The sequence below is a fragment of the Maribacter chungangensis genome, from assembly GCF_042676845.1.
Lineage (GTDB): Bacteria > Bacteroidota > Bacteroidia > Flavobacteriales > Flavobacteriaceae > Maribacter > Maribacter chungangensis.
The window spans coordinates 970,115-990,337 of record NZ_JBHTHY010000003.1 but is presented as its reverse complement, the minus strand read 5'-3'; the positions used below and the strand labels follow the sequence as shown (position 1 = coordinate 990,337).

Sequence of the window (20,223 nt, the reverse complement as noted above, 5' to 3'; positions counted from 1 at the left end):
TTTATAACCCCGGTTTTTGGTTAAAAACTTTAGAGCTAGGCGCTATCCATAAGGGTGCCAGGCTGCAAATTAATTCTTAATTTCGCAACTCTAATACGAAGAAAACTATGAAGACCGACGTGTTCGCATCTCGCCATATCGGCATACGTGAAGAAGACCTTCAACGTATGCTAGAAACTGTAGCCGTAGAAAATTTGGAGCAACTCATTTATGAGACCATTCCATCCGAAATACGGTTAAAGAAACCATTGGAATTAGCAGCTCCTATGAGCGAACACGAGTTCCTTGGCCATATAGAGGAACTATCCAAAAAGAACAAAGTATTTAAGTCGTACATAGGCCTTGGGTACCACGAAAGTCTAACACCTTCGGTCATCAAAAGAAATATTCTGGAAAATCCGGGATGGTATACCGCCTACACGCCCTACCAAGCGGAAATTGCGCAGGGTAGACTTGAGGCACTTCTGAACTTTCAAACGGTGGTAACCGACCTTACAGGTATGGAACTTGCCAATGCTTCCTTGCTGGATGAAAGCACAGCGGCCGCAGAGGCCATGACCATGCTCTACGATGTACGCCCAAGAGATCAAAAGAAAAATGAGGTGCTCAAATTTTTCGTTTCCGAAGAAGTATTACCTCAAACCCTATCCTTACTTCAAACACGTTCTACCCCATTAGGTATTGAGCTGGTTATAGGAAATCACGAAGAATTCCAATTTGGGAACGACTTCTTTGGGGCCTTACTTCAATATCCGGGCAAACACGGACAGGTAAATGACTATAGGCAATTTGTAGCGCGTGCAAAAGAAAATAATATTACAGTGGCCGTTTCTGCGGATATATTAAGCCTTGTACTTCTTACACCTCCTGGTGAATTTGGCGTGGATGTGGTCGTTGGAACAACGCAACGCTTTGGAATTCCATTAGGTTATGGTGGGCCTCACGCTGCATTCTTTGCCACTAAAGAAGCATACAAACGAAATATTCCAGGACGTATCATTGGAGTCACCAAGGATACCGATGGTAAACCGGCCATGCGAATGGCACTGCAAACCCGCGAACAACACATCAAACGAGACAAAGCCACTTCCAATATATGTACGGCTCAAGTATTGTTGGCGGTTATGGCAGGTATGTATGCGGTATTTCACGGACCAAAAGGTTTAAAATATATTGCCGATAAAGTGCACTATTCCGCCACTACCTTGGCAGATGCGCTGGAGAAATTAGGTCTATACCAAACCAACTCGTCTTATTTTGATACCATTACCGTTAAGACGGATGCGAACAAGGTGAAGGCGATCGCAGAACAACACGAGATCAATTTCCTATATATTGACAAAGAAACCGTTTCCATTGCCGTAAACGAAGCGACCAGTATCGATAACTTAAATACCATTGTTTCCGTTTTCGCCAAGGCGTTGGAAAAAGAAAGCATCCAAATAAAAGAACTTGGCACAACATCTGCCATATTGGATTCCGTACAGCGTACGGCCACTTACATGGAAAACAAGGTGTTTAACTCCTATCATTCCGAAACGGAGCTCATGCGCTACATCAAAAAACTAGAACGTAAGGATTTGGCATTGAACCATAGTATGATTTCTTTGGGAAGCTGCACCATGAAGCTAAATGCCGCCAGTGAAATGCTACCGCTAAGTCATAGCAACTGGGGCAACATACACCCGTTCGTACCCATAGATCAAGCGGAGGGCTACCAAATTATGCTAAAGGAACTGGCAAAAGACCTTACTACCATAACCGGATTTGCGGATACTTCCTTACAACCCAATTCCGGGGCCCAAGGTGAATATGCCGGACTTATGGTAATACGAGCCTACCACGAGTCTCGTGGCGATATGAATAGAAACATTTGTATTATACCGGCATCCGCGCATGGAACCAATCCTGCATCCGCCGTCATGGCAGGGATGAAAGTTGTGGTCACCAAAACCGATGATAAAGGAAATATCGATGTTGCCGACCTAGAAGAAAAAGTACAACAACACTCGGAAAATTTAGCTGCGTTAATGGTTACCTATCCTTCCACCCATGGCGTCTTTGAATCTTCTATAAAACATATTACAAAACTTATCCACGATCATGGAGGTCAAGTCTATATGGACGGCGCCAATATGAACGCACAAGTTGGATTAACGCACCCGGGCAACATTGGTGCCGATGTATGCCACCTGAACTTGCACAAAACATTTGCCATCCCGCATGGAGGCGGCGGACCCGGTGTAGGTCCAATTTGCGTGGCATCTCAGTTAGTACCGTTCCTTCCAACCAATCCACTTGTAGAAACTGGTGGCAAAAAAGGAATTACGGCAATATCCGCGGCTCCTTGGGGTAGCGCATTGGCCTGTTTGATCTCCTATGGGTATATAAAAATGTTAGGTGAGTTTGGCCTTCGCCGTTCTACCGAAATTGCCATCTTAAACGCCAACTACATCAAACATAGATTAGACGGCAAGTACAATGTTCTGTATACCGGTGAAAAAGGAAGGGCAGCCCATGAAATGATTATAGATTGCAGGCCGTTTAAAGAGCACGGTATCGAAGTTACCGATATCGCAAAGCGATTGATGGATTACGGCTTTCACGCTCCTACGGTATCGTTTCCCGTAGCTGGCACCATGATGATAGAACCCACGGAAAGCGAATCTTTGGCTGAACTAGATCGTTTCTGCGACGCCATGATTTCCATTCGAGAAGAAATAGACAGCGCAAGGCAAGACGAACCCAACAATGTCTTAAAAAACGCCCCACACACTATGGATATGGTTACGAACGACTCTTGGGATTTTCCTTACAGCAGGGAAAAAGCAGCGTTTCCATTGTCATACGTTCGGGAGAACAAGTTCTGGCCTTCCGTAAGAAGGGTTGACGATGCCTATGGAGACCGTAATTTAATTTGTACCTGTGCTCCTATAGAAGCTTATGCAGAGGCGTAAGTATAACTAAAACGCAATAAAAAAGGGCTTTCAACTATATTGAAAGCCCTTTTTTCATCCCTAAGATTTCAAAAAAACCACATTGGACATCGTAATTTTTCTTATGCACGCATAGCAATCGGTATCTTTTCGGTTATCTTGGTTCATACTAACTAAATAGAACCAAAATGCATATCGGAATTACGGGAACAGGAAGCTATGTGCCGGCGAAAATCGTAACCAATAGAGATTTTGAAGAACACAAGTTCTTACATACGGACGGTACTCCATTAGCGTATGAAAATCCTGTTATCATTCAAAAATTCAAGGCGATTACAGGTATTTCGGAAAGACGATATGCCGAGCCCAATCTTAACACCTCCGATATCGCTTTCCTAGCTTCGGAAAAAGCTATTGCCGATGCCGATGTAGACAAGGAAGAACTGGATTACATCATATTTGCACATAATTTCGGAGATGTTTCGCACGGGCAATCCCAGAGCGATATGCTCCCTAGCTTAGCGTCTAGAGTAAAACATTTATTACGCATAAAAAATCCGAAGTGTGTTGCTTACGATATGCTTTTTGGTTGTCCCGGATGGATAGAAGGTGTCATACAGGCCAACGCATTCATTAAAAGCGGTATGGCCAAAAAATGTTTGGTTATCGGTGCCGAAACCCTTTCCCGCATCGTTGACCCCTACGACCGTGATTCTATGATATACTCCGATGGTGCAGGTGCAACTATTATTGAAAAAACCGAAGGCTCCGGTGAAATACTAGCACATGCAAGTGCTACTTATACTTATGAAGAAGCCTATTTTCTTTTTTACGGAAAATCATACGCTCCTAAGGCCCCTGATACAAAGTATATTAAAATGCATGGCCGTAAAATCTATGAATTTGCCGTAAGCCATGTACCTAGCGCCATGAAGAATTGTTTGGATGAAAGCGGTATTCCCATAACCGAAGTGAAAAAGATTCTTATTCACCAAGCAAACGAAAAAATGGACGAAGCCATTGTAAAACGTTTCTACAAAAGCTATGGCCTTTCAATGCCCAAAGACATCATGCCTATGAACATAGGCAAACTGGGCAACAGTTCGGTAGCTACGATCCCAACACTTTTAGATATGCTCCGTAAAGGAAAAATGCCAGGTCATCAACTAACAAAAGGTGATGTTGTTATCTTTGCAAGCGTTGGTGCCGGAATGAACATTAACGCCATTGTCTATAGGGTTTAATTAAGTTTCAAGTTTCTGTGGTTTCAGCCCCTATTAGGGTTAAATGTTCCTAGTATGTTTTACCCTATGAAATTAAGTTAAAAAGGAAAAGCGTTAAATTGCAGCTAGGTTCAAAGTAAAAGGTAAAGACAACGCAACAGCAACTCCGATCAACAGAAATTTGAAACCCAAAACATGTACGAAAAAACCTTTCCGAACAAACGTTTTGCCATTACCATGGCATTTCTCCAAAAGCATATAGCCAAGGAGGAATCTATTTTAGATTTAGGGGTACCCAATCCGCTCTCAAAACTAATGACAGATGCCGGTTACAAGGTGCAAAACACTAAAGGGGAGGATTTAGATAGGGATTTTAATTCCGTGCTGGGATTTAATGGTGAAGTGGTAACCGCTTTTGAAATATTCGAACATCTGTTAGCACCCTTGAATGTACTTTCAGAGATAAAGGCCAACAAGCTCGTCACAAGCATACCCTTAAGACTTTGGTTTTCTGAAGCGTACCAAAGTAAATTCGACCCTTGGGACCGACATTATCACGAGTTTGAAGACTGGCAGTTCGATTGGCTTTTGGAAAAATCCGGTTGGGAAATCAAAGACCGCTTAAAATGGACCCACCCTGTAAAAAAACTAGGTATCCGTCCAGTTTTAAGGTTGTTCACCCCAAGATATTATATCGTTTATGCCGAACGTAAAACCGGATTATCGCCTACAAAACAGTAACACTACGCATCATAATAGTAAAGGGTTTTTTAGGTTTTGTCGTAGCGTAACAGAAAGGGAAAGCAGCGCGCTACGGCCTTTCGTCTTTTAATGGCACACGGACACCCCCAACCTTAAGAGTAGTTACGATTTAAAGTACATTGAACCAACACATAAACAGTTTGTTTCTAAACTATAGTAGTACTAATTTGGCAGACCATGAATTACTATGTTATCATTCCCGCGCACAACGAAGCAGCATACATATCAAGTATGTTGGATTCACTAACAAGCCAAAGTCTAAGACCTAAAAAAATAGTGGTAGTGAATGATAATTCTACCGATGCCACAAAAGAAATCATAGAAAAATACAGTAGCAAAGACCCTATAATACAAGTCCTCAATATTAGCTCATCTGCAGAACATATACCCGGAAGTAAAGTTATCGAAGCCTTTAACAAAGGACTGGAGCTTGTAGACGACCATTACGATTTTATCGTAAAACTAGATGCGGATGTCATACTTCCAAAAGACTACTTTGAACATATAGCACTGGCATTTGAAAAAAATTCAAAAACAGGAATTGCAGGTGGCTTTATTTATGAGCAAAACGATGGGAAAGAGTGGCAGTTAAACCACCCTATGGATAAAGATCATGTAAGAGGTGCTTTCAAAGCCTACACCAAAGCCTGTTTTAAAGCTATTGGCGGACTTAAATGTGCCATGGGCTGGGACACGGTAGATGAACTGTTGGCAAGGTATCATGGGTTTAACACCCGAACGGATACTAGATTAAAAGTAAAACACCTGAGACCTACCGGGAAAGCGTACAACAAGAAGGCCAAAGGACTACAAGGACGTGCCATGTACACCATGCGCTATGGGTTTTGGATAAGTCTCATAGCATCTATTAAAATGGCATTGATGCAGGGTAAATGGGTCTCTTTACAGGACAATATGGATGGCTTTTTTAGCGCTAAAAAGAATAAGGCACCCTTTTTGGTATCCAAGCAAGAGGGTGCTTTTATAAGACGACTACGTTGGTCCAACATGAGAAAAAAAATGATTCCATAAAAAAACCGCCCAAGAGGCGGTTTTTGATTTATACAATTTTCAAGCTCAAGTATTAAAAGCCTAATTCTTTTTTAACATCGGCTAAAAGGTCTTTACCTCTTGCTACGATCAAGCCGGCACCCTGCTGGGCGTCTATCACATAGTCGAATCCTTGGGCAATGGCAACTTTTTCAATCGCTGCTTTCGCTTTATCTGAAATTGGAGCAAACAGCTCAGCCTGCTTTTTCTGGAATTCTTGCTGGGCAGCCTGGTTGGCCTCACCAATATTCTTTTCAAATCCCTGAAGCTCAAGCGCCCTCTTCTCGTTTTCCTCCTTTGTTTTGCTAGCTGCCTCGTTTTGGTACTGTGTAACTTTATTCCGAAGCTCCGTCATGGATGCTTGAATGTCCGCATTATACGTTTCCTGTAACTTCATTAACTCTGCCTCTGCCGCCTTCATTTCAGGCATGGCTCCCAATAATTGTGTTACGTCTATGTGCGCAACTTTACTTTGAGCATTTACAAAACTAGTGGTCGCTACAAACAACATTAATGCTACTGCTACTTTTTTTACGTGTTTCATGAGTTAAAATTTAATTCTTCTTTGAGTGTTAATTAATGGTTTCAAATTTAATAATATCCTACCGCTATCGTTTAATTTTCGGTATCTTTTACAGTTCCTTCTTCCTTTTCTTTTTTCTTTGCTTCCCTCTCTTCCAATAATTTCTTCCTGCGTTCCTCATAAGCCTTTTTTCGCTCCTCCCTTAGCCTTAATTGTTCCGCCCGTTTTTCATCTGCAGTTTTAGCCCTTGCCTCACTAGCTTCTTTCGCTTTATCCAATCGCTGCTGCAGTGCATCGCTCACTACTTCTTCCTCGCCTTGTTCTTCATCATCCTCAAAGTCGGCAATACTATTTCTATTACTGGCCTTTTTAGCCGGTTTACTGATCTTTCTGGTTCTTGCAATACCCCTTAAAACAAGATCACTTATATCGTGTCTTTTTTGGGAATACAACATTACAACATCCGCAGATCTATCAAAAATAAAATCATACTTTTTATTGACTCCCAGTTTTTGTACCTCGTTAAAAACTTGGTCTTGTATGGGCTGTATCAATCTTCGTTTCTGCAAAATCAAATCGCCCTGTGGCCCAAACCTGTCTTGCTGATACTCTATCATCTCCTTTTCAAGTATCTGAATATCCTCTTCGCGTTCCGCAATAAGTTCTGGTGTCAACAGCACCTTTTCCGCCATGAGGTCTTTCTTCATTTGAGCCACAACACTTTGCTTCTGCTCAATATCCACTTTCCATTTCTGCGCCTTGGTATTTAACTGCTCCGTGGCGTCCCTATACTCCTCTACATTCTCCAAAATATACTCCATATCTACATAGGCGATACGGATGCCTCTTTGGGCACTCATATAAAAGCTGACAACCAGTAACCCAAGAAATAAAAGAACCTTTGTTTTTGACTTCATTATTGATATCGTTTAATCCAATAGAAAATATCGTGCCAAATTTACTAAAACTTTTAAAATGAAGTTGTTAGCATGTAGCACAATGCTATAAAATTTAAAATTGCTGACCGATAATGAAGTGCGTTTGCCATCCGCTAGGACCGTTACCTATAGATTGCGGCCTTAAATCCTCATCGAACCCATAACCAAAGTCTATACCCAATAATCCAAATGCTGGCATAAAAATACGCAGCCCCACACCGGCCGACCGTCTTAATTGAAACGGATTAAAGTCCTGAAAATTGTTGAAGGAATTCCCTGCCTCTAAAAAGGCAAGCCCAAAAATAGATGCAGATGGCTTTAAGGTAAGTGGATATCTTAGTTCCATAGAAAATTTATTATAGATCAAAGCTCCTTCTTGTTGCCCCGTTAATGGATCTATTGCGGTTACAGATTGGTTTTCATAACCCCTTAACTGCACAATATCCCTACCGTCCAACGTAAAGTTATTTAGACCATCGCCCCCTACAAAGAAACGCTCAAAGGGCACATTGCCCACCGCACTGTTATAACCGCCCAAGAAACCAAATTCTGCATTTGTTCTTAACACCAATGACTTATCCGCACTTCCCAAAAGCGTGGTGTACCAATCTCCCTTAAACTTTACCTTGTAGTACTCCAATAAACGAAATCGCTCTTGATCGATCCGCTCCAACTCCTTGCTTTCCGGGGTAATTGCACCACCCTGTTGTTGCACTATAGGGGCAAGTTCCTCGCTACGTTCCTTTAAACCTCTAAAATCCTTATTGCTAAAAAGAGAATAAGGTGGGGTAAACTTTGCCGTAATCTCGAAGTTGGAACCACCCCTCGGAAAAATACGTCCACCTTGCATGGCGTTCCTGGACACCCCAAAGGTATAGGCTATAGAATTGGACTGCCCATTTCCGAAGTTGAAAAGGCCGGTATTATAATTCCTAAAATCATATAACTGATAGCTCAAGGAGTGGGATATCGTAAAGAAATCATCTGGCCATTGCACTCGCTTTGCCATACCTACAGTAACCCCAGTTATGGAAAACTGTCGATTCTTATCTACTTCTATCCCGTTCCTACCTCCAAAAGAAGCCAAAAACTGTTGAGTCCTTGAGAAACTCATATTAAATTGTACCGGCTTCTTGCCCCCAAGCCATGGCTCCACAAAGTTTAAACTATATACCCTAAATGTTCTACTCGCTTGTAGGCGCAGCGCAAAGGTCTGCCCATCACCCATGGGTACAGGTTTGTATTCCTCACCGTTGAACAAGTTCTTTACCGAGAAATTACTAAACGACAAACCCAATGTTCCTATGAAACCGCCACCACCATAACCACCTTGCAATTCTATTTGACTGGAACCGGACTCCACCAGACTCCAATCCAAATCTACGGTACCCGCATTGGGATCCGCGTTCAAAACATCAGGGGTAATCTGTTCCGCATCAAAAAAGCCAAGTTGGCCCAGTTCGCGAATACTTCTAATAATATCGGATTTATTATATTTCTGTCCCGGTCTTGTTCTTAGTTCCCTAAAGATAACATGGTCGTTTGTCCTATCGTTGCCATTCACGGTTACATGGTCCAAGAAGGTTTCCTTACCTTCTATGATACGTACTTCAAAATTAATGGTATCGTTAGCGGCAGAAACCTCTACGGGGTTTATACTAGAAAATAAATATCCATTATTCTGATAAAGGCTTGTTATGTCATTGGGATCCGGCTTACTATTGTCCGCAATGCGTTCCCTAAGCAATACACCATTGTAGGTAGCCCCTTTTTTTATGCCCAAAACCTGGGATAACTGGCGATCCGTATAGACGGTATTACCCACAAAATCAATGTCACCGAAATAATACTTATTACCCTCTTCGACCTTAATTTTCAATTGAATATTGTTTTCGTCGATCTTTGTTAAGGTATCGCTTATGACGCGGGCATCCCTAAAACCATTTTCGGCATACTTATCTACGAGAAGAACCAAATCTTCTTCATAATCCTTTTTAATGTATTTGGATTTTTTCCAAAACCGCCCTAACCTTTTTTTCTTGGTACTTTTTAAGGCTTTCCTCAGTTTTTTATCGGACAACTGCTCGTTCCCTTCAAAGATAATATCGCTTATTTTAACCTTATCGCCCTTGTTTATGCTCACCAACATACTACGGGCGTTCACCTGAGAGGTATCTACCTTGGTCGCTATCGCTACCTTAGCATTAAGGTATCCTTGTTTTTTATATTTATTAGCCAGGTAATTCTTGGTGTTGGCAATAAGGCTTTCGGTGATTTTCTTTCCTTTTTTCAAGTCGGTATCCTCTACCAATTCCTTTATCTTACGCTCTTTTACCCCGGTAAATTTAACAGTAGTTAGCGTAGGGCGTTCAATGATGTTGAGCTCCAAGAATACTTTTTCATCCTCTATGTTTACGATATAGAAGTCTATTGCGCTAAAAAGCTCCAAGCCCCATAGCTTATTGATAACAGCGCTAATTTGTTCGCCGGGCAAAACAATTGGTTGGCCAATTCGCAAACCGGTGTAGGTCTTTACCGTTTGCTCGTTATAACTTTGTAATCCCGTTACCTCTATACCTCCAAGGATATAGTTTTTCCCGTCCTCGTATGACACGTCTTGCGAGGCTACATTTAGTGTAATTAGAAGTAAAAGAGAGGTAATTAAGTAGTTAAAAGATATGAACTTTGTCATATCCTTAAGTGAGTTGTTCGCTAGTTTTTCCAAATCTTCGTTCTCTATTCTGGTAATTTTGTATGGCCTCAACTAAATGATGCTCACTAAAATCGGGCCAAAATACATTGATAAAATATAACTCGGCATAGGCAATTTGCCATAATAAAAAATTGCTGATCCGGTGTTCTCCACTAGTACGGATAAGCAAGTCTACATCTGGCAAATTGTGCGTGTAAAGATGGTTATTTATAATGGTTTCATCAATATTTTCAGGTGAAATTATATTATTTTTAACTTTGACGGCTATCGCTTTTACCGCAGATTGAAGCTCTTCCCTAGAGCCATAGCTCAAAGCTAAAGTAAGGGTCATCCCTGTATTAGCCTTGGTTTTGTCCATCACCTCTATCAGCTCTTTGTACGCCTTGGCAGGCAAGGCCGATATATTGCCAATAGTATTTAAGCGTATGTTATTCTTGTTAAAACTTTTAAGTTCTTTTCGCAGCGAAGAAACCAGTAGACGCATCAAGGTTTCTATTTCTAACTTGGGACGGTTCCAATTTTCGGTCGAGAAGGTGTATAAGGTAAGGTATTGGATTCCAACTTTTGCACAATGCTCAACTGTGGATTTTACGGTTTTTACTCCATTTTCATGTCCAAAAACCCTGTGTTTACCCTGTTCCTTTGCCCACCTACCATTACCGTCCATAATAATGGCCAGATGTTCAGGCAGGTTATTCCCTTCAATATCTTCTATTTTACTCATGTGGTGTTTTACTCAAAACTATCGCAGCACAGTTTTCTACCAAAGGTATAGGTTAAGGTAAGCCCGGAAAAAACATACCAATCATCACTGAAAATATTCCCAAAGCGGAATTCTTCAAAATTTGTCCCTACAGGATTACTGGCATCCAAATTATCCGTGAACGTATACCTTGCTCCGATTTCCGCCCCAAAAATAAGAAACTGATTGATACGATACTTCATACCTACGGTCATTGGTATGGCAAAAGCACCATCTTTTTGTGAAATATCCTGCAAAACACCACCGTTAAAATAGTTGAAATCATACCTAAAATAAGTAACCCCGGTGTATAGATAGGGTGTGAAAGCGGGACCCAACTCATGTAGGTTGTAATCTACAAAATTCACCTCCAAACCAACGGAGGCCTCTAAAACAGAGTTATCTACAACGTATCCCCTTTGTTGCCTTGCCGTGGTGTTGGATTTAGCATCATCTGCGGTAAACTCGCCATACAGCAAGGTACCTCGCCAAGCATATCGCTTACTCCTGTTCCACTTAAAAATACCTCCAAAAGCCGGGCCGGAAGGCAAAATATAATTGGTTCTACCTACGTCTCCAATGGTATTGGCACCTCCCGCAAAAACACCCACCTCATAGGTTTGGGCGCCAAGCATAAAAGATATCGAAAGAAAGCATACAAGAAGTATCTGTCTCATGCAATTCTACAAATTTATGTATCCAACACTATTTTACCACAAACACCGTGGTTTATCCATGTTGTTGTTCTCACAAGATAAACAGTATTTGAACGTATTTATTGTTCAACAAAAATGGTCAGTTACGTTTATCCTCTCCCCAGAGCAGTTTATTTCTGAGGGTTTTCAAAAAACTTTCGGAGGTGTATTCTATCATCTTTATGGTAAAGGGCGCTTTTTTGATGGTAATTTCCTGTCCGTTCTCCAAGGAAGCGATTCTAGAGTCTAATGAAACCAAGTGGTTCTCCTCCCTCCCCGATACTTTTAATCTAATTATGGTATCATCTGAAATAACCAATGGCCTGGCATTTAAGTTGTGTGGCGCAATTGGCGTCAAGACCAGGGATTTTGCGGTTGGAACGATTACAGGCCCACCACAACTAAGGGAGTACCCGGTTGATCCCGTCGGAGTAGAAATTATGAGTCCGTCTGCCCAATAAGAAGTTAGATATTCGTTATTAAGATAGGTTTCTACCGTAATCATGGATGTGGTATCCTTTCTGCTCACGGTAATTTCGTTCAATGCAAAATTTAAGTCCCCGAATTCAGCATCCAAGACCTTGTTGTTTAATTGCACAAGACTTCGTTCCACTATGGCGTAATCACCACTCACGAACTCACGTACCACCTTTCGCACATCCTCTTTTTTAAAGGTCGATAAAAATCCCAGTCTTCCTGTATTCACACCAACTATAGGTATGCCAAGGTTCTTTACAAAAGTGGTAGCCCTTAAAATAGTGCCATCACCTCCAAAACTAACGAACATATCAAACGATGCATCCAGACCGGTACTGGCAGTGAAGGTATCGTATTCCCATTCGCCCCCGGAATCTAAATAAAGTTTGTAGAAATCAGCCTCTATACATACCGTGGCAGCTTCTTTTTGAAGTTCCTCCAAGAGCTCGACCAAAAATTCAATAGCATTATCCTGGTAGGTTTGTCCGTAGATAGCAACCTTCATGTTATACGTTTAGGTAAGTATCCAAATAATCCGACCTTTCTTTTAACCCCTCCAAAAACTGATCATCACTTGTTCCTAGAAGAATATGATAATTGTAACGCCTAAACGTCTGCACCACTTCATTAAAATTAACGGTACTAATTTTTAGTGTCACCTGAACAATATCGTTTTGCACATCGGTTATAAAGGCACCGATCATTTTTGCGTTGTTACTCTCCACTATCTGGGCAATCTCACTAAACGAGTAGTCCTTTATACCGGTGGCTACGACTAAAATATTACCGGGATCGGTAAAAAATGGCGTATCGATAAACACGGCTACTATATCGGATAGGTCATAATACCCCAAGACCTCTTCTTCCGCTCCTAACACCGGCAACAGATTAGCTTCGTTGCGGGCAAAAGCTTCCAAAACATCTAGCCAGTTGGTTTCCTTTCGGGCAAAAAACGATCCCAGATCATATCTTACCGCGTCTATTTTTGACGTAGGCGCTAGTGTATCGATATCGTTCTCCGAAAAAACTCCCAGAAATCTTCCTTGTTCCGTAATGGCTACATGGGAATAGGTAGTATCCTTGAAAAAATCGAGCACGGCCCCAAAAGAATCTTCGACCGTAAAAACCGGAATAGCTGTAATGATATGTTCTTGTATCTGCATAAGCTTAATAATAACGCAAAATAGTAATTATTAATATCAAAAGGCATGCCTAATTTGTATTTTTGCAAGTACGTAAAAGAAATCCGACAATATGACAAAACTCAGTGTAAACGTTAATAAAATCGCTACGTTGCGCAACTCGCGAGGCGGAAACGTACCCAATTTGCTAACCGTAGCCCAAGACATAGAACGTTTTGGCGCGGAAGGAATTACCGTACACCCAAGACCGGACGAACGCCATATTCGATACCAGGACACCAGGGACCTTGCAAAAAGGGTTACGACAGAGTTCAATGTAGAGGGAAACCCAAACCCCAAATTCATTGCATTGGTATTGGAAACCAAGCCCACGCAAGTAACCTTGGTACCGGATGCCGTTGATGCCATTACCTCCAACGCAGGGTGGGACACGGTACAACATGCCGATTTTTTGACCAAGGTTATCGCTACATTTAAATCCGCAGGGATACGCACCTCTATCTTTGTAGACCCTGTGATTTCTATGGTAGAAGGAGCGAAAGCAACAGGCGCAGACCGCATAGAACTTTACACGGAAAGCTATGCAAAAGAATATACAATGAGCAAAGAAAAGGCTATAGCGCCATTTGTTTCTGCGGCACATCGCGCAAACGAACTTGGTATTGGCATAAATGCGGGCCACGATCTTAGCCTGGAAAACATCCAATACTTTAAAGCGAACATACCGGGACTTTTAGAAGTTTCCATTGGTCACGCATTGATCTGCGAATCGCTTTATCTTGGTTTGGAAAATGTGGTACAAATGTATTTAAACAAGTTAAAGTAGGGATGTATTGGGTTATTGGGTTATTGAGTTATTGGGTTATTGAGTTATTGGGTTATTGAGTTATTGAGTTACTGGGTTATTGAGTTATTGGGTTATTGGGTTATTGAGTTATGGGTTACTGGGTTGTTGGGTTACTGGGTTGTTGGGTTACTGGGGAATATAAGGGACAAAAGCAATTTTGCCCCAAACCATAACAATCGGGATTACCTGGAAGAGAACAGAGACTTTTAAGCATATACTTCAATAAAAAAACCGTGTTTTGAACACCTATTTATTCTAAATAAGTGATAAAATTGCAGATTGTGCTTAGGTTACCACCTTGTTTTAAAAAACGCATTATTAGCCGAATAATCTATAACTTAAAAAAAACTTGGCATCAATAACCACTAAATAAATTTAATTAGCTAGCATAGGCTGCAGGGTTTTGACCATTAACTAGAAAATAACAACATGAATTCAGTTTTACATTCCAAAATCGTAGGCAAAGGAAAACCACTATGTATTCTACACGGCTTTTTAGGCATGTCCGACAATTGGAAAACTTTAGGAACGGCTTATACCGAACAGGGATTTAACGTACATTTGATCGACCAAAGAAATCATGGTAGAAGTTTCCATAGCGAGGAATTTGATTATGACTTGCTGGCTAAGGACCTAAAAACATATCTCAATTTTCACAAAATTGCCAGTACCGCTATAATAGGGCATTCCATGGGCGGTAAAACGGCAATGCAATTTGCATGTAGTTATCCGGAAATGACAGAAAAATTATTGATAGCGGATATTGCCCCAAAATTCTATCCTCCCCACCATCATAATATCATCACCGCATTGCAAAGCGTGGATCTAGAGAGCAAAACCTCAAGAAATGAAGTTGATGCCGCGTTAAAAAAACACCTTAGCGATGTTGGCGTTCGGCAATTCCTGCTTAAAAATTTGCATAGAACCAAGGATAAAAAACTAGCATTTAGGTTCAATCTTGCCGTATTAAGCACCAAAATGGAAGAGGTCGGAGACACTATTAACAGTACGGACCACTTTTCCGGGCCTACCCTATTTCTAAGAGGCAGTAAATCGGAATACGTTACGGAGGGCGATGCCACTACGATACATAAACATTTTCCGTTAGCTACCTTGGACACCATATCCAATGCAGGCCACTGGCTACATGCAGAAAACCCAAAAGAATTTTTGGAGAAATCGCTTGCTTTTTTACTATAAGAGGCACCCGGAACAGATACAGTACGGACTTGAAAAATAGATCTTCCAAATACCAATATAAATAATTCATTACCTTTAAAACGAATCGATCTTTAACTCAATCCTTATAATCGCGAAAGCTTATGAAACTTATTCTTAGAACCCTTTTAAGCGCCCTAGCCGTAATTCTTTTGGCCAATATTCTACCCAGCGTATACGTAGATTCCTATATCACCGCTATCATTGTTGCCATTGTACTAAGTTTGTTGAACTTTTTGGTAAAACCCATTCTTGTTATCTTGACACTACCGGTTACGATTTTAACTTTAGGGCTTTTTCTGCTGATCATAAACGCTGTAATCATTCTTTTGGCAGACAACCTCATTGCCGGTTTTAGTGTTGACAACATCTGGTGGGCCCTACTTTTTAGCCTTTTACTTTCCTTTTTGCAATCCATTTTGTTTTCCTTCCTTAAAGAGGATAAGAAATAATGAAGTTAGCATCTGAAATTCAACAGTTTAAAAACTTGGCAAATAACCCAAAAAAGAGTAGTTTTGCACCCCATTTTATTTAAGAAAAAGATACGAAGGAATGAATATTACAAAAGAGCAGATAGACGATTTAAACGCTGTTGTTAAAGTAGCCATCACCAAAGAGGATTACCAAGACAAAGTGGACACTATTCTTAAGGACTACAAGAAGCAAGCGAATATCCCCGGTTTTAGAAAGGGACAAGTTCCTATGGGGCTTATTAAAAAACAATACGGCAAAGCAGTATTGGTAGACGAAGTTAATAAGTTGCTACAGGACAATCTTAACAAATACCTTACAGAGGAAAAACTAGACGTACTTGGCAATCCTTTACCAAAACAACAGGATAATTTTGATTGGGACAAAGAGGAATTAGCTTTTGAATTTGAACTTGGCCTTGCACCGGATTTTGAGGTCGCAGTTAAAACAAAAAAGGCAATCACCCATTACAAAATAGTTGCCGACAAGAAAATGATCTCCGAGCAGGTAACGCGTATCCAAAAACAATATGGGAAATTGATCAACAAAGATGTTGTTGGCAAAAACGACGAGGTTTCCGGTACGTTTACCAACGAAGCCGAAGAAATAGACCACCAGGCCCTATTAGAATTGGACAAAATCAAGAGCAAGAAAGCTATTGAAAGCCTAATAGGCAAAAAAGTAGGGGATGTTGTTACCTTAAAAACCAAAGGACTTTTAAAAGAAGACAACTTACTGGCAGGCACCTTAGGTATTCCTGCTGAAAAGGCCGACAAACTAAACATTGACGTAAGTTTTACCATTAGTGAAATAAATGAACGCGAACCTGCTCCTTTGGACCAAGATCTTTTTGATAAATTATTCGGAAAAGACGAGGTAAAAACAGAAAAAGAATTAAGAGCACGTATCGCAGAAGACTCTGAAAAGCAATTTGAACAGCAAGCAGATCAAAAACTATTAAACGATATCACCGAGTATTTTATTGAAAATACAAAATTTGAGCTTCCCGCAGGATTTCTTACCAAATGGATTCAGGTAACCGGAGAAAAGGAACTTTCGGAAGACGAGGCAACCGAGGAATATAAAAAATCGGAAAAGGGCTTACGCTACCAACTTATTGAAGGGAAAATCATTAATGAAAACAACCTTCAAGTCCAGTTTGACGAATTAAAGGAGTTCGCCAAAGGATTCATTAAATCTCAAATGGCGCAATTTGGACAACTAAATCCGCAAGAAGAAGAACTAGACAATATAGCGGCACGGGTTTTAGGCAACCAAGACGAGGTCAAGAGACTTTCCGAACAGTTGATGAGTCAAAAATTGTTGAACTTTTATAAGGAAAAAGCAAACCTTAAAACAAAGGAAGTCACCTATGAAAACTTTGTCAAAGAAGTTTACGGATAGTATTCGAATAATAAATTAAGTATCTTTACGGTGCCGGAAATTACTTTTTCGGCACCTTTTTTTGCCTCTGACAGTATTGAGAAAAGTGAGTATTAAACCTATTGGAGCACAAAATTGGAGTATGGAAACCGGCAGCGGTAATTATTCAGAAAAATCGAATTAAAAAATGGATTACGGAAAAGAGTTCAAAGATTACGCAATAAAACACCAAGGCATCAGCAGTACCTATTACGACCGTATCATGGGCAGTATGTACCCAACCAACATGACGCCCAATATTATAGAGGAAAGACAAATGAACGTAATCGCCATGGATGTGTATTCCAGGTTGATGATGGATCGAATTATATTTCTAGGTACAGGTATTAACGATCAGGTCGCGAATATTGTGCAAGCACAATTATTGTTCTTGGCCAGTGTCGATGCCAGCAAAGACATTCAAATATACATCAACTCCCCTGGAGGAAGCGTATATGCAGGTCTGGGCATATACGACACCATGCAATTTATAAATCCCGATGTAGCCACTATCTGCACAGGTATGGCAGCATCTATGGGAGCAGTGCTTCTTTGCGCCGGAGAAAAGGGGAAACGTAGCGGGCTCCAACATTCAAGAGTAATGATACACCAACCCATGGGCGGTGCCCAGGGACAAGCAAGCGATATTGAGATTACCGCAAAAGAGATCTTAACCCTAAAGGACGAACTGTACGAGATCATTGCAAATCACTCCGGACAAACCGTTGAAAAAGTTCATGATGATAGCGATAGGGATTATTGGATGAAAGCGGATGCAGCTTTAGAATACGGTATGATAGACGAGATTTTAGTAAGGGAAAAGAAATAATTTCGACCAACTACTAAAATATCTGTAGTTGTTATAAACCAAAACCGGATAACATCCGTTATAGTTTAGGTCTGAGGACAAATTATATGGCAAAAGAAAATTTAGAATGTTCGTTCTGCGGACGAAAAAAACCGGAAACCAATCTATTGATCGCGGGTCTAGACGCACACATCTGTGATAGGTGTATCGAACAGGCACATGGCATTGTTGCGGAAGAATCAAAGCAAACAAAGACCAATGACCTTTCTTCCGAGCTGGTCCTTAAAAAACCGCTTGAAATCAACAACTTTCTAGACACTTTTATTATCGGTCAGGAACGAACAAAAAAAGTAATGTCCGTTGCTGTGTACAATCACTACAAAAGGTTATTGCAACCATCTTCCAAAGAAGATGATATAGAGATACAAAAGAGCAACATAATTATGGTAGGGCAAACCGGAACAGGAAAAACCCTAATGGCCAAAACCATTGCAAAGATGCTGAACGTACCTTTGGCAATCGTTGACGCTACCGTTTTAACAGAAGCAGGATACGTTGGTGAAGATGTAGAGAGCATCTTAACAAGGCTATTACAGGCCGCGGACTATAATTTAGAGAAAGCGGAACGAGGCATCGTTTTTATAGATGAAATAGACAAAATAGCACGTAAAAGCGATAATCCTTCCATTACTCGAGATGTCTCCGGCGAGGGCGTGCAACAAGGTTTGCTTAAATTGTTGGAAGGTACCGTAGTAAACGTGCCACCTAAAGGAGGCCGTAAACACCCGGATCAAAAATTTATAGAAGTTAACACGGAGAATATACTTTTTATAGCCGGAGGTGCATTTGATGGAATAGAACGTGCCATTGCCAAAAGGTTGAATATGCAAGCCGTAGGCTACAATGCTTCAAAAGTAGACGACAAACTGGACGATGACAACATGCTACAGTACATTATACCAAAAGACCTAAAAGAATTTGGGCTTATTCCCGAAATTATTGGTCGCTTGCCGGTACTCACACACATGAACCCTTTGGACAAGAAAACGTTAAGAGCCATTTTAACGGAACCAAAAAATGCCATCATAAAGCAATATGAAAAGCTTTTCGCGATGGACGATATCACATTCACCATCACGGAACAGGCTTTGGACTATATAGTAGATAAAGCAATTGAATATAAATTAGGAGCAAGAGGGCTACGATCTTTATGTGAAGCCATTTTTACGGATGCCATGTTCGAAATGCCAAGTAATGAGGAAACAGAATTTAAAGTAACCAAACCCTATGCTGAGCAAAAATTATCGTACGAAACAGTTAAAAAACTAAAGGCAGTTTCTTAAACAAAATGAAATAACTCCGTTAGTTATCTGTACGAAAAGAGTCAAAAATAACCTCCACCACTGGAGGTTATTTTTGACTCTTTTTTCATTTATAACTTTTTCTTAAAACCCTGTTCAAATAGTTGACTTTAAGAAAAGTATGTAATCTTAAACCGCCTTTTTGGTCGAAGGGGCAATCTTGGTTACTTTATTCAACAAATCCAAACACACCTTTTTAATCACCATTTCGTCTGAATATAAGGTATGACCATAATTTGGCAGTACTTCCATTTCCAATCCTAACATATCGGCCCAGCTATCTTCTGGCTTAAAAGCATCGTTTTCACCATACAATAAACTTACCGGAACAGCGGGCTTATCATTTTCCATGCGTATCCTTGTAGAAGAAACATTATATAATGATTTTACCGGAAGCCCCTTTTTGGCTGCGTTCCATACAATAGTACCACCAGTACTAAATGCAAGATAATGACAAGGCTCTTGCTCCTTTTTTAACAAATGAGCTACAGCGGTGTCTATACCTCCATGTATGAAAGCATTATGTATGTTTTCTTCCGAATTAACGGCCAAATCTAAATTAGCCAACTGCTGACTATCATAAAATGTGATATCAAAATATTGTTGCAGGTACCCTAGATAAGAAGTTATCCAAAGACCCTTTCTTGAACCCCACATGTCTGAAACAATTACTAATTTTTCTGCCATAATGATTATTGTGTTTAGTTTTACGGTTAAGTATTGTTTGCCTAAAGTCTTTCATTAACGGCAAAAACCATTATTTATTTGTTCAGTAGGACAAAAACATCGGTATAAAACTTATTTTGAACAAATCACACTTAAAAAGCAGGTCTGTTATTAAGCGAATAACACTTAGAAGTCGACGGACAGCATCGCAAAAACCATTAACGGCTAA

The 20,223-nt window shown here is 40.6% G+C and carries 18 protein-coding genes; 10 read left to right on the top strand and 8 right to left on the bottom strand.

The window, feature by feature from the left end; genetic code table 11:
- The first annotated feature begins 107 nt into the window (after positions 1-107).
- The 4 genes from gcvP (at position 108) to ACFQZJ_RS04035 (ending at position 5,953) form a co-directional block, all read left to right on the top strand.
- Complete coding sequence (gene gcvP, locus ACFQZJ_RS04050) at positions 108-2,957, top strand: aminomethyl-transferring glycine dehydrogenase (protein WP_379932499.1); 2,850 nt, start codon at positions 108-110, stop codon at positions 2,955-2,957.
- 167 nt (positions 2,958-3,124) lie between these two features.
- A complete protein-coding gene (locus tag ACFQZJ_RS04045; RefSeq protein WP_379932498.1) occupies positions 3,125-4,180 on the top strand; it encodes a 3-oxoacyl-ACP synthase III family protein in 1,056 nt (351 codons plus the stop codon).
- Between the two features lie 174 nt (positions 4,181-4,354).
- Complete coding sequence (locus tag ACFQZJ_RS04040) at positions 4,355-4,900, top strand: methyltransferase (protein ID WP_379932497.1); 546 nt, start codon at positions 4,355-4,357, stop codon at positions 4,898-4,900.
- A gap of 198 nt (positions 4,901-5,098) precedes the next feature.
- A complete protein-coding gene (locus ACFQZJ_RS04035; RefSeq protein ID WP_379932496.1) occupies positions 5,099-5,953 on the top strand; it encodes a glycosyltransferase family 2 protein in 855 nt (284 codons plus the stop codon).
- Between the two features lie 52 nt (positions 5,954-6,005).
- Here ACFQZJ_RS04035 and ACFQZJ_RS04030 read toward each other — a convergent pair whose 3' ends face one another.
- From ACFQZJ_RS04030 to ACFQZJ_RS04000, 7 genes are all read right to left on the bottom strand, one after another.
- Positions 6,006-6,515: an OmpH family outer membrane protein gene (locus ACFQZJ_RS04030; RefSeq protein WP_379932495.1), complete on the bottom strand. Its 510-nt coding sequence runs from the start codon at positions 6,513-6,515 to the stop codon at positions 6,006-6,008.
- Between the two features lie 71 nt (positions 6,516-6,586).
- The gene (locus ACFQZJ_RS04025) at positions 6,587-7,411 is read right to left on the bottom strand and encodes an OmpH family outer membrane protein (RefSeq protein ID WP_379932494.1); all 825 of its coding nucleotides are present in this window, start codon (positions 7,409-7,411) and stop codon (positions 6,587-6,589) included.
- 94 nt (positions 7,412-7,505) lie between these two features.
- Positions 7,506-10,124 (bottom strand): outer membrane protein assembly factor BamA, encoded by a 2,619-nt coding sequence (gene bamA, locus ACFQZJ_RS04020; RefSeq protein ID WP_379933118.1) that lies wholly within the window; start codon positions 10,122-10,124, stop codon positions 7,506-7,508.
- Between the two features lie 4 nt (positions 10,125-10,128).
- Positions 10,129-10,869 carry an isoprenyl transferase gene (locus tag ACFQZJ_RS04015; protein ID WP_379932493.1) on the bottom strand — a complete coding sequence of 247 codons (741 nt, stop codon included), beginning with the start codon at positions 10,867-10,869 and terminating at the stop codon, positions 10,129-10,131.
- Positions 10,870-10,877: 8 nt separating this feature from the next.
- The gene (gene porG / locus ACFQZJ_RS04010; protein WP_379932492.1) at positions 10,878-11,564 is read right to left on the bottom strand and encodes a type IX secretion system protein PorG; all 687 of its coding nucleotides are present in this window, start codon (positions 11,562-11,564) and stop codon (positions 10,878-10,880) included.
- 118 nt (positions 11,565-11,682) lie between these two features.
- The gene (locus ACFQZJ_RS04005; protein ID WP_379932491.1) at positions 11,683-12,564 is read right to left on the bottom strand and encodes an NAD kinase; all 882 of its coding nucleotides are present in this window, start codon (positions 12,562-12,564) and stop codon (positions 11,683-11,685) included.
- Between the two features lies 1 nt (position 12,565).
- Positions 12,566-13,222, bottom strand: coding sequence for a CBS domain-containing protein (locus tag ACFQZJ_RS04000; protein ID WP_379932490.1), 657 nt, complete (start codon positions 13,220-13,222; stop codon positions 12,566-12,568).
- A 91-nt stretch (positions 13,223-13,313) separates the two neighbouring features.
- Here ACFQZJ_RS04000 and ACFQZJ_RS03995 point away from each other — a divergent pair, with 91 nt between their 5' ends.
- The 6 genes from ACFQZJ_RS03995 to clpX all read left to right on the top strand — a co-directional run bounded on the left by ACFQZJ_RS03995 (position 13,314) and on the right by clpX (position 19,310).
- Positions 13,314-14,027, top strand: coding sequence for a pyridoxine 5'-phosphate synthase (locus ACFQZJ_RS03995; RefSeq protein WP_379932489.1), 714 nt, complete (start codon positions 13,314-13,316; stop codon positions 14,025-14,027).
- Positions 14,028-14,477: 450 nt separating this feature from the next.
- A complete protein-coding gene (locus tag ACFQZJ_RS03990) occupies positions 14,478-15,248 on the top strand; it encodes an alpha/beta fold hydrolase (RefSeq protein ID WP_379932488.1) in 771 nt (256 codons plus the stop codon).
- A 122-nt stretch (positions 15,249-15,370) separates the two neighbouring features.
- Complete coding sequence (locus tag ACFQZJ_RS03985; RefSeq protein WP_379932487.1) at positions 15,371-15,718, top strand: phage holin family protein; 348 nt, start codon at positions 15,371-15,373, stop codon at positions 15,716-15,718.
- A 100-nt stretch (positions 15,719-15,818) separates the two neighbouring features.
- The gene (gene tig / locus ACFQZJ_RS03980; protein ID WP_379932486.1) at positions 15,819-17,141 is read left to right on the top strand and encodes a trigger factor; all 1,323 of its coding nucleotides are present in this window, start codon (positions 15,819-15,821) and stop codon (positions 17,139-17,141) included.
- A gap of 166 nt (positions 17,142-17,307) precedes the next feature.
- Entirely contained in the window at positions 17,308-17,988 is a 681-nt protein-coding gene (gene clpP / locus ACFQZJ_RS03975) for an ATP-dependent Clp endopeptidase proteolytic subunit ClpP (protein WP_379932485.1), read from the top strand.
- 86 nt (positions 17,989-18,074) lie between these two features.
- Positions 18,075-19,310 (top strand): ATP-dependent Clp protease ATP-binding subunit ClpX, encoded by a 1,236-nt coding sequence (clpX, locus tag ACFQZJ_RS03970; protein WP_379932484.1) that lies wholly within the window; start codon positions 18,075-18,077, stop codon positions 19,308-19,310.
- Between the two features lie 147 nt (positions 19,311-19,457).
- Here clpX and ACFQZJ_RS03965 read toward each other — a convergent pair whose 3' ends face one another.
- The gene (locus ACFQZJ_RS03965) at positions 19,458-20,015 is read right to left on the bottom strand and encodes a hypothetical protein (protein ID WP_379932482.1); all 558 of its coding nucleotides are present in this window, start codon (positions 20,013-20,015) and stop codon (positions 19,458-19,460) included.
- Between the last annotated feature and the right edge of the window lie 208 nt (positions 20,016-20,223).

Coding starts and splice junctions, on each gene's coding strand:
- gcvP (WP_379932499.1), top strand. CDS start 108: ATGAAGACCGACGTGTTCGCATCTCGCCATATCGGCATACGTGAAGAA.
- ACFQZJ_RS04045 (WP_379932498.1), top strand. CDS start 3,125: ATGCATATCGGAATTACGGGAACAGGAAGCTATGTGCCGGCGAAAATC.
- ACFQZJ_RS04040 (WP_379932497.1), top strand. CDS start 4,355: ATGTACGAAAAAACCTTTCCGAACAAACGTTTTGCCATTACCATGGCA.
- ACFQZJ_RS04035 (WP_379932496.1), top strand. CDS start 5,099: ATGAATTACTATGTTATCATTCCCGCGCACAACGAAGCAGCATACATA.
- ACFQZJ_RS04030 (WP_379932495.1), bottom strand. CDS start 6,515: ATGAAACACGTAAAAAAAGTAGCAGTAGCATTAATGTTGTTTGTAGCG.
- ACFQZJ_RS04025 (WP_379932494.1), bottom strand. CDS start 7,411: ATGAAGTCAAAAACAAAGGTTCTTTTATTTCTTGGGTTACTGGTTGTC.
- bamA (WP_379933118.1), bottom strand. CDS start 10,124: ATGACAAAGTTCATATCTTTTAACTACTTAATTACCTCTCTTTTACTT.
- ACFQZJ_RS04015 (WP_379932493.1), bottom strand. CDS start 10,869: ATGAGTAAAATAGAAGATATTGAAGGGAATAACCTGCCTGAACATCTG.
- porG (WP_379932492.1), bottom strand. CDS start 11,564: ATGAGACAGATACTTCTTGTATGCTTTCTTTCGATATCTTTTATGCTT.
- ACFQZJ_RS04005 (WP_379932491.1), bottom strand. CDS start 12,564: ATGAAGGTTGCTATCTACGGACAAACCTACCAGGATAATGCTATTGAA.
- ACFQZJ_RS04000 (WP_379932490.1), bottom strand. CDS start 13,222: ATGCAGATACAAGAACATATCATTACAGCTATTCCGGTTTTTACGGTC.
- ACFQZJ_RS03995 (WP_379932489.1), top strand. CDS start 13,314: ATGACAAAACTCAGTGTAAACGTTAATAAAATCGCTACGTTGCGCAAC.
- ACFQZJ_RS03990 (WP_379932488.1), top strand. CDS start 14,478: ATGAATTCAGTTTTACATTCCAAAATCGTAGGCAAAGGAAAACCACTA.
- ACFQZJ_RS03985 (WP_379932487.1), top strand. CDS start 15,371: ATGAAACTTATTCTTAGAACCCTTTTAAGCGCCCTAGCCGTAATTCTT.
- tig (WP_379932486.1), top strand. CDS start 15,819: ATGAATATTACAAAAGAGCAGATAGACGATTTAAACGCTGTTGTTAAA.
- clpP (WP_379932485.1), top strand. CDS start 17,308: ATGGATTACGGAAAAGAGTTCAAAGATTACGCAATAAAACACCAAGGC.
- clpX (WP_379932484.1), top strand. CDS start 18,075: ATGGCAAAAGAAAATTTAGAATGTTCGTTCTGCGGACGAAAAAAACCG.
- ACFQZJ_RS03965 (WP_379932482.1), bottom strand. CDS start 20,015: ATGGCAGAAAAATTAGTAATTGTTTCAGACATGTGGGGTTCAAGAAAG.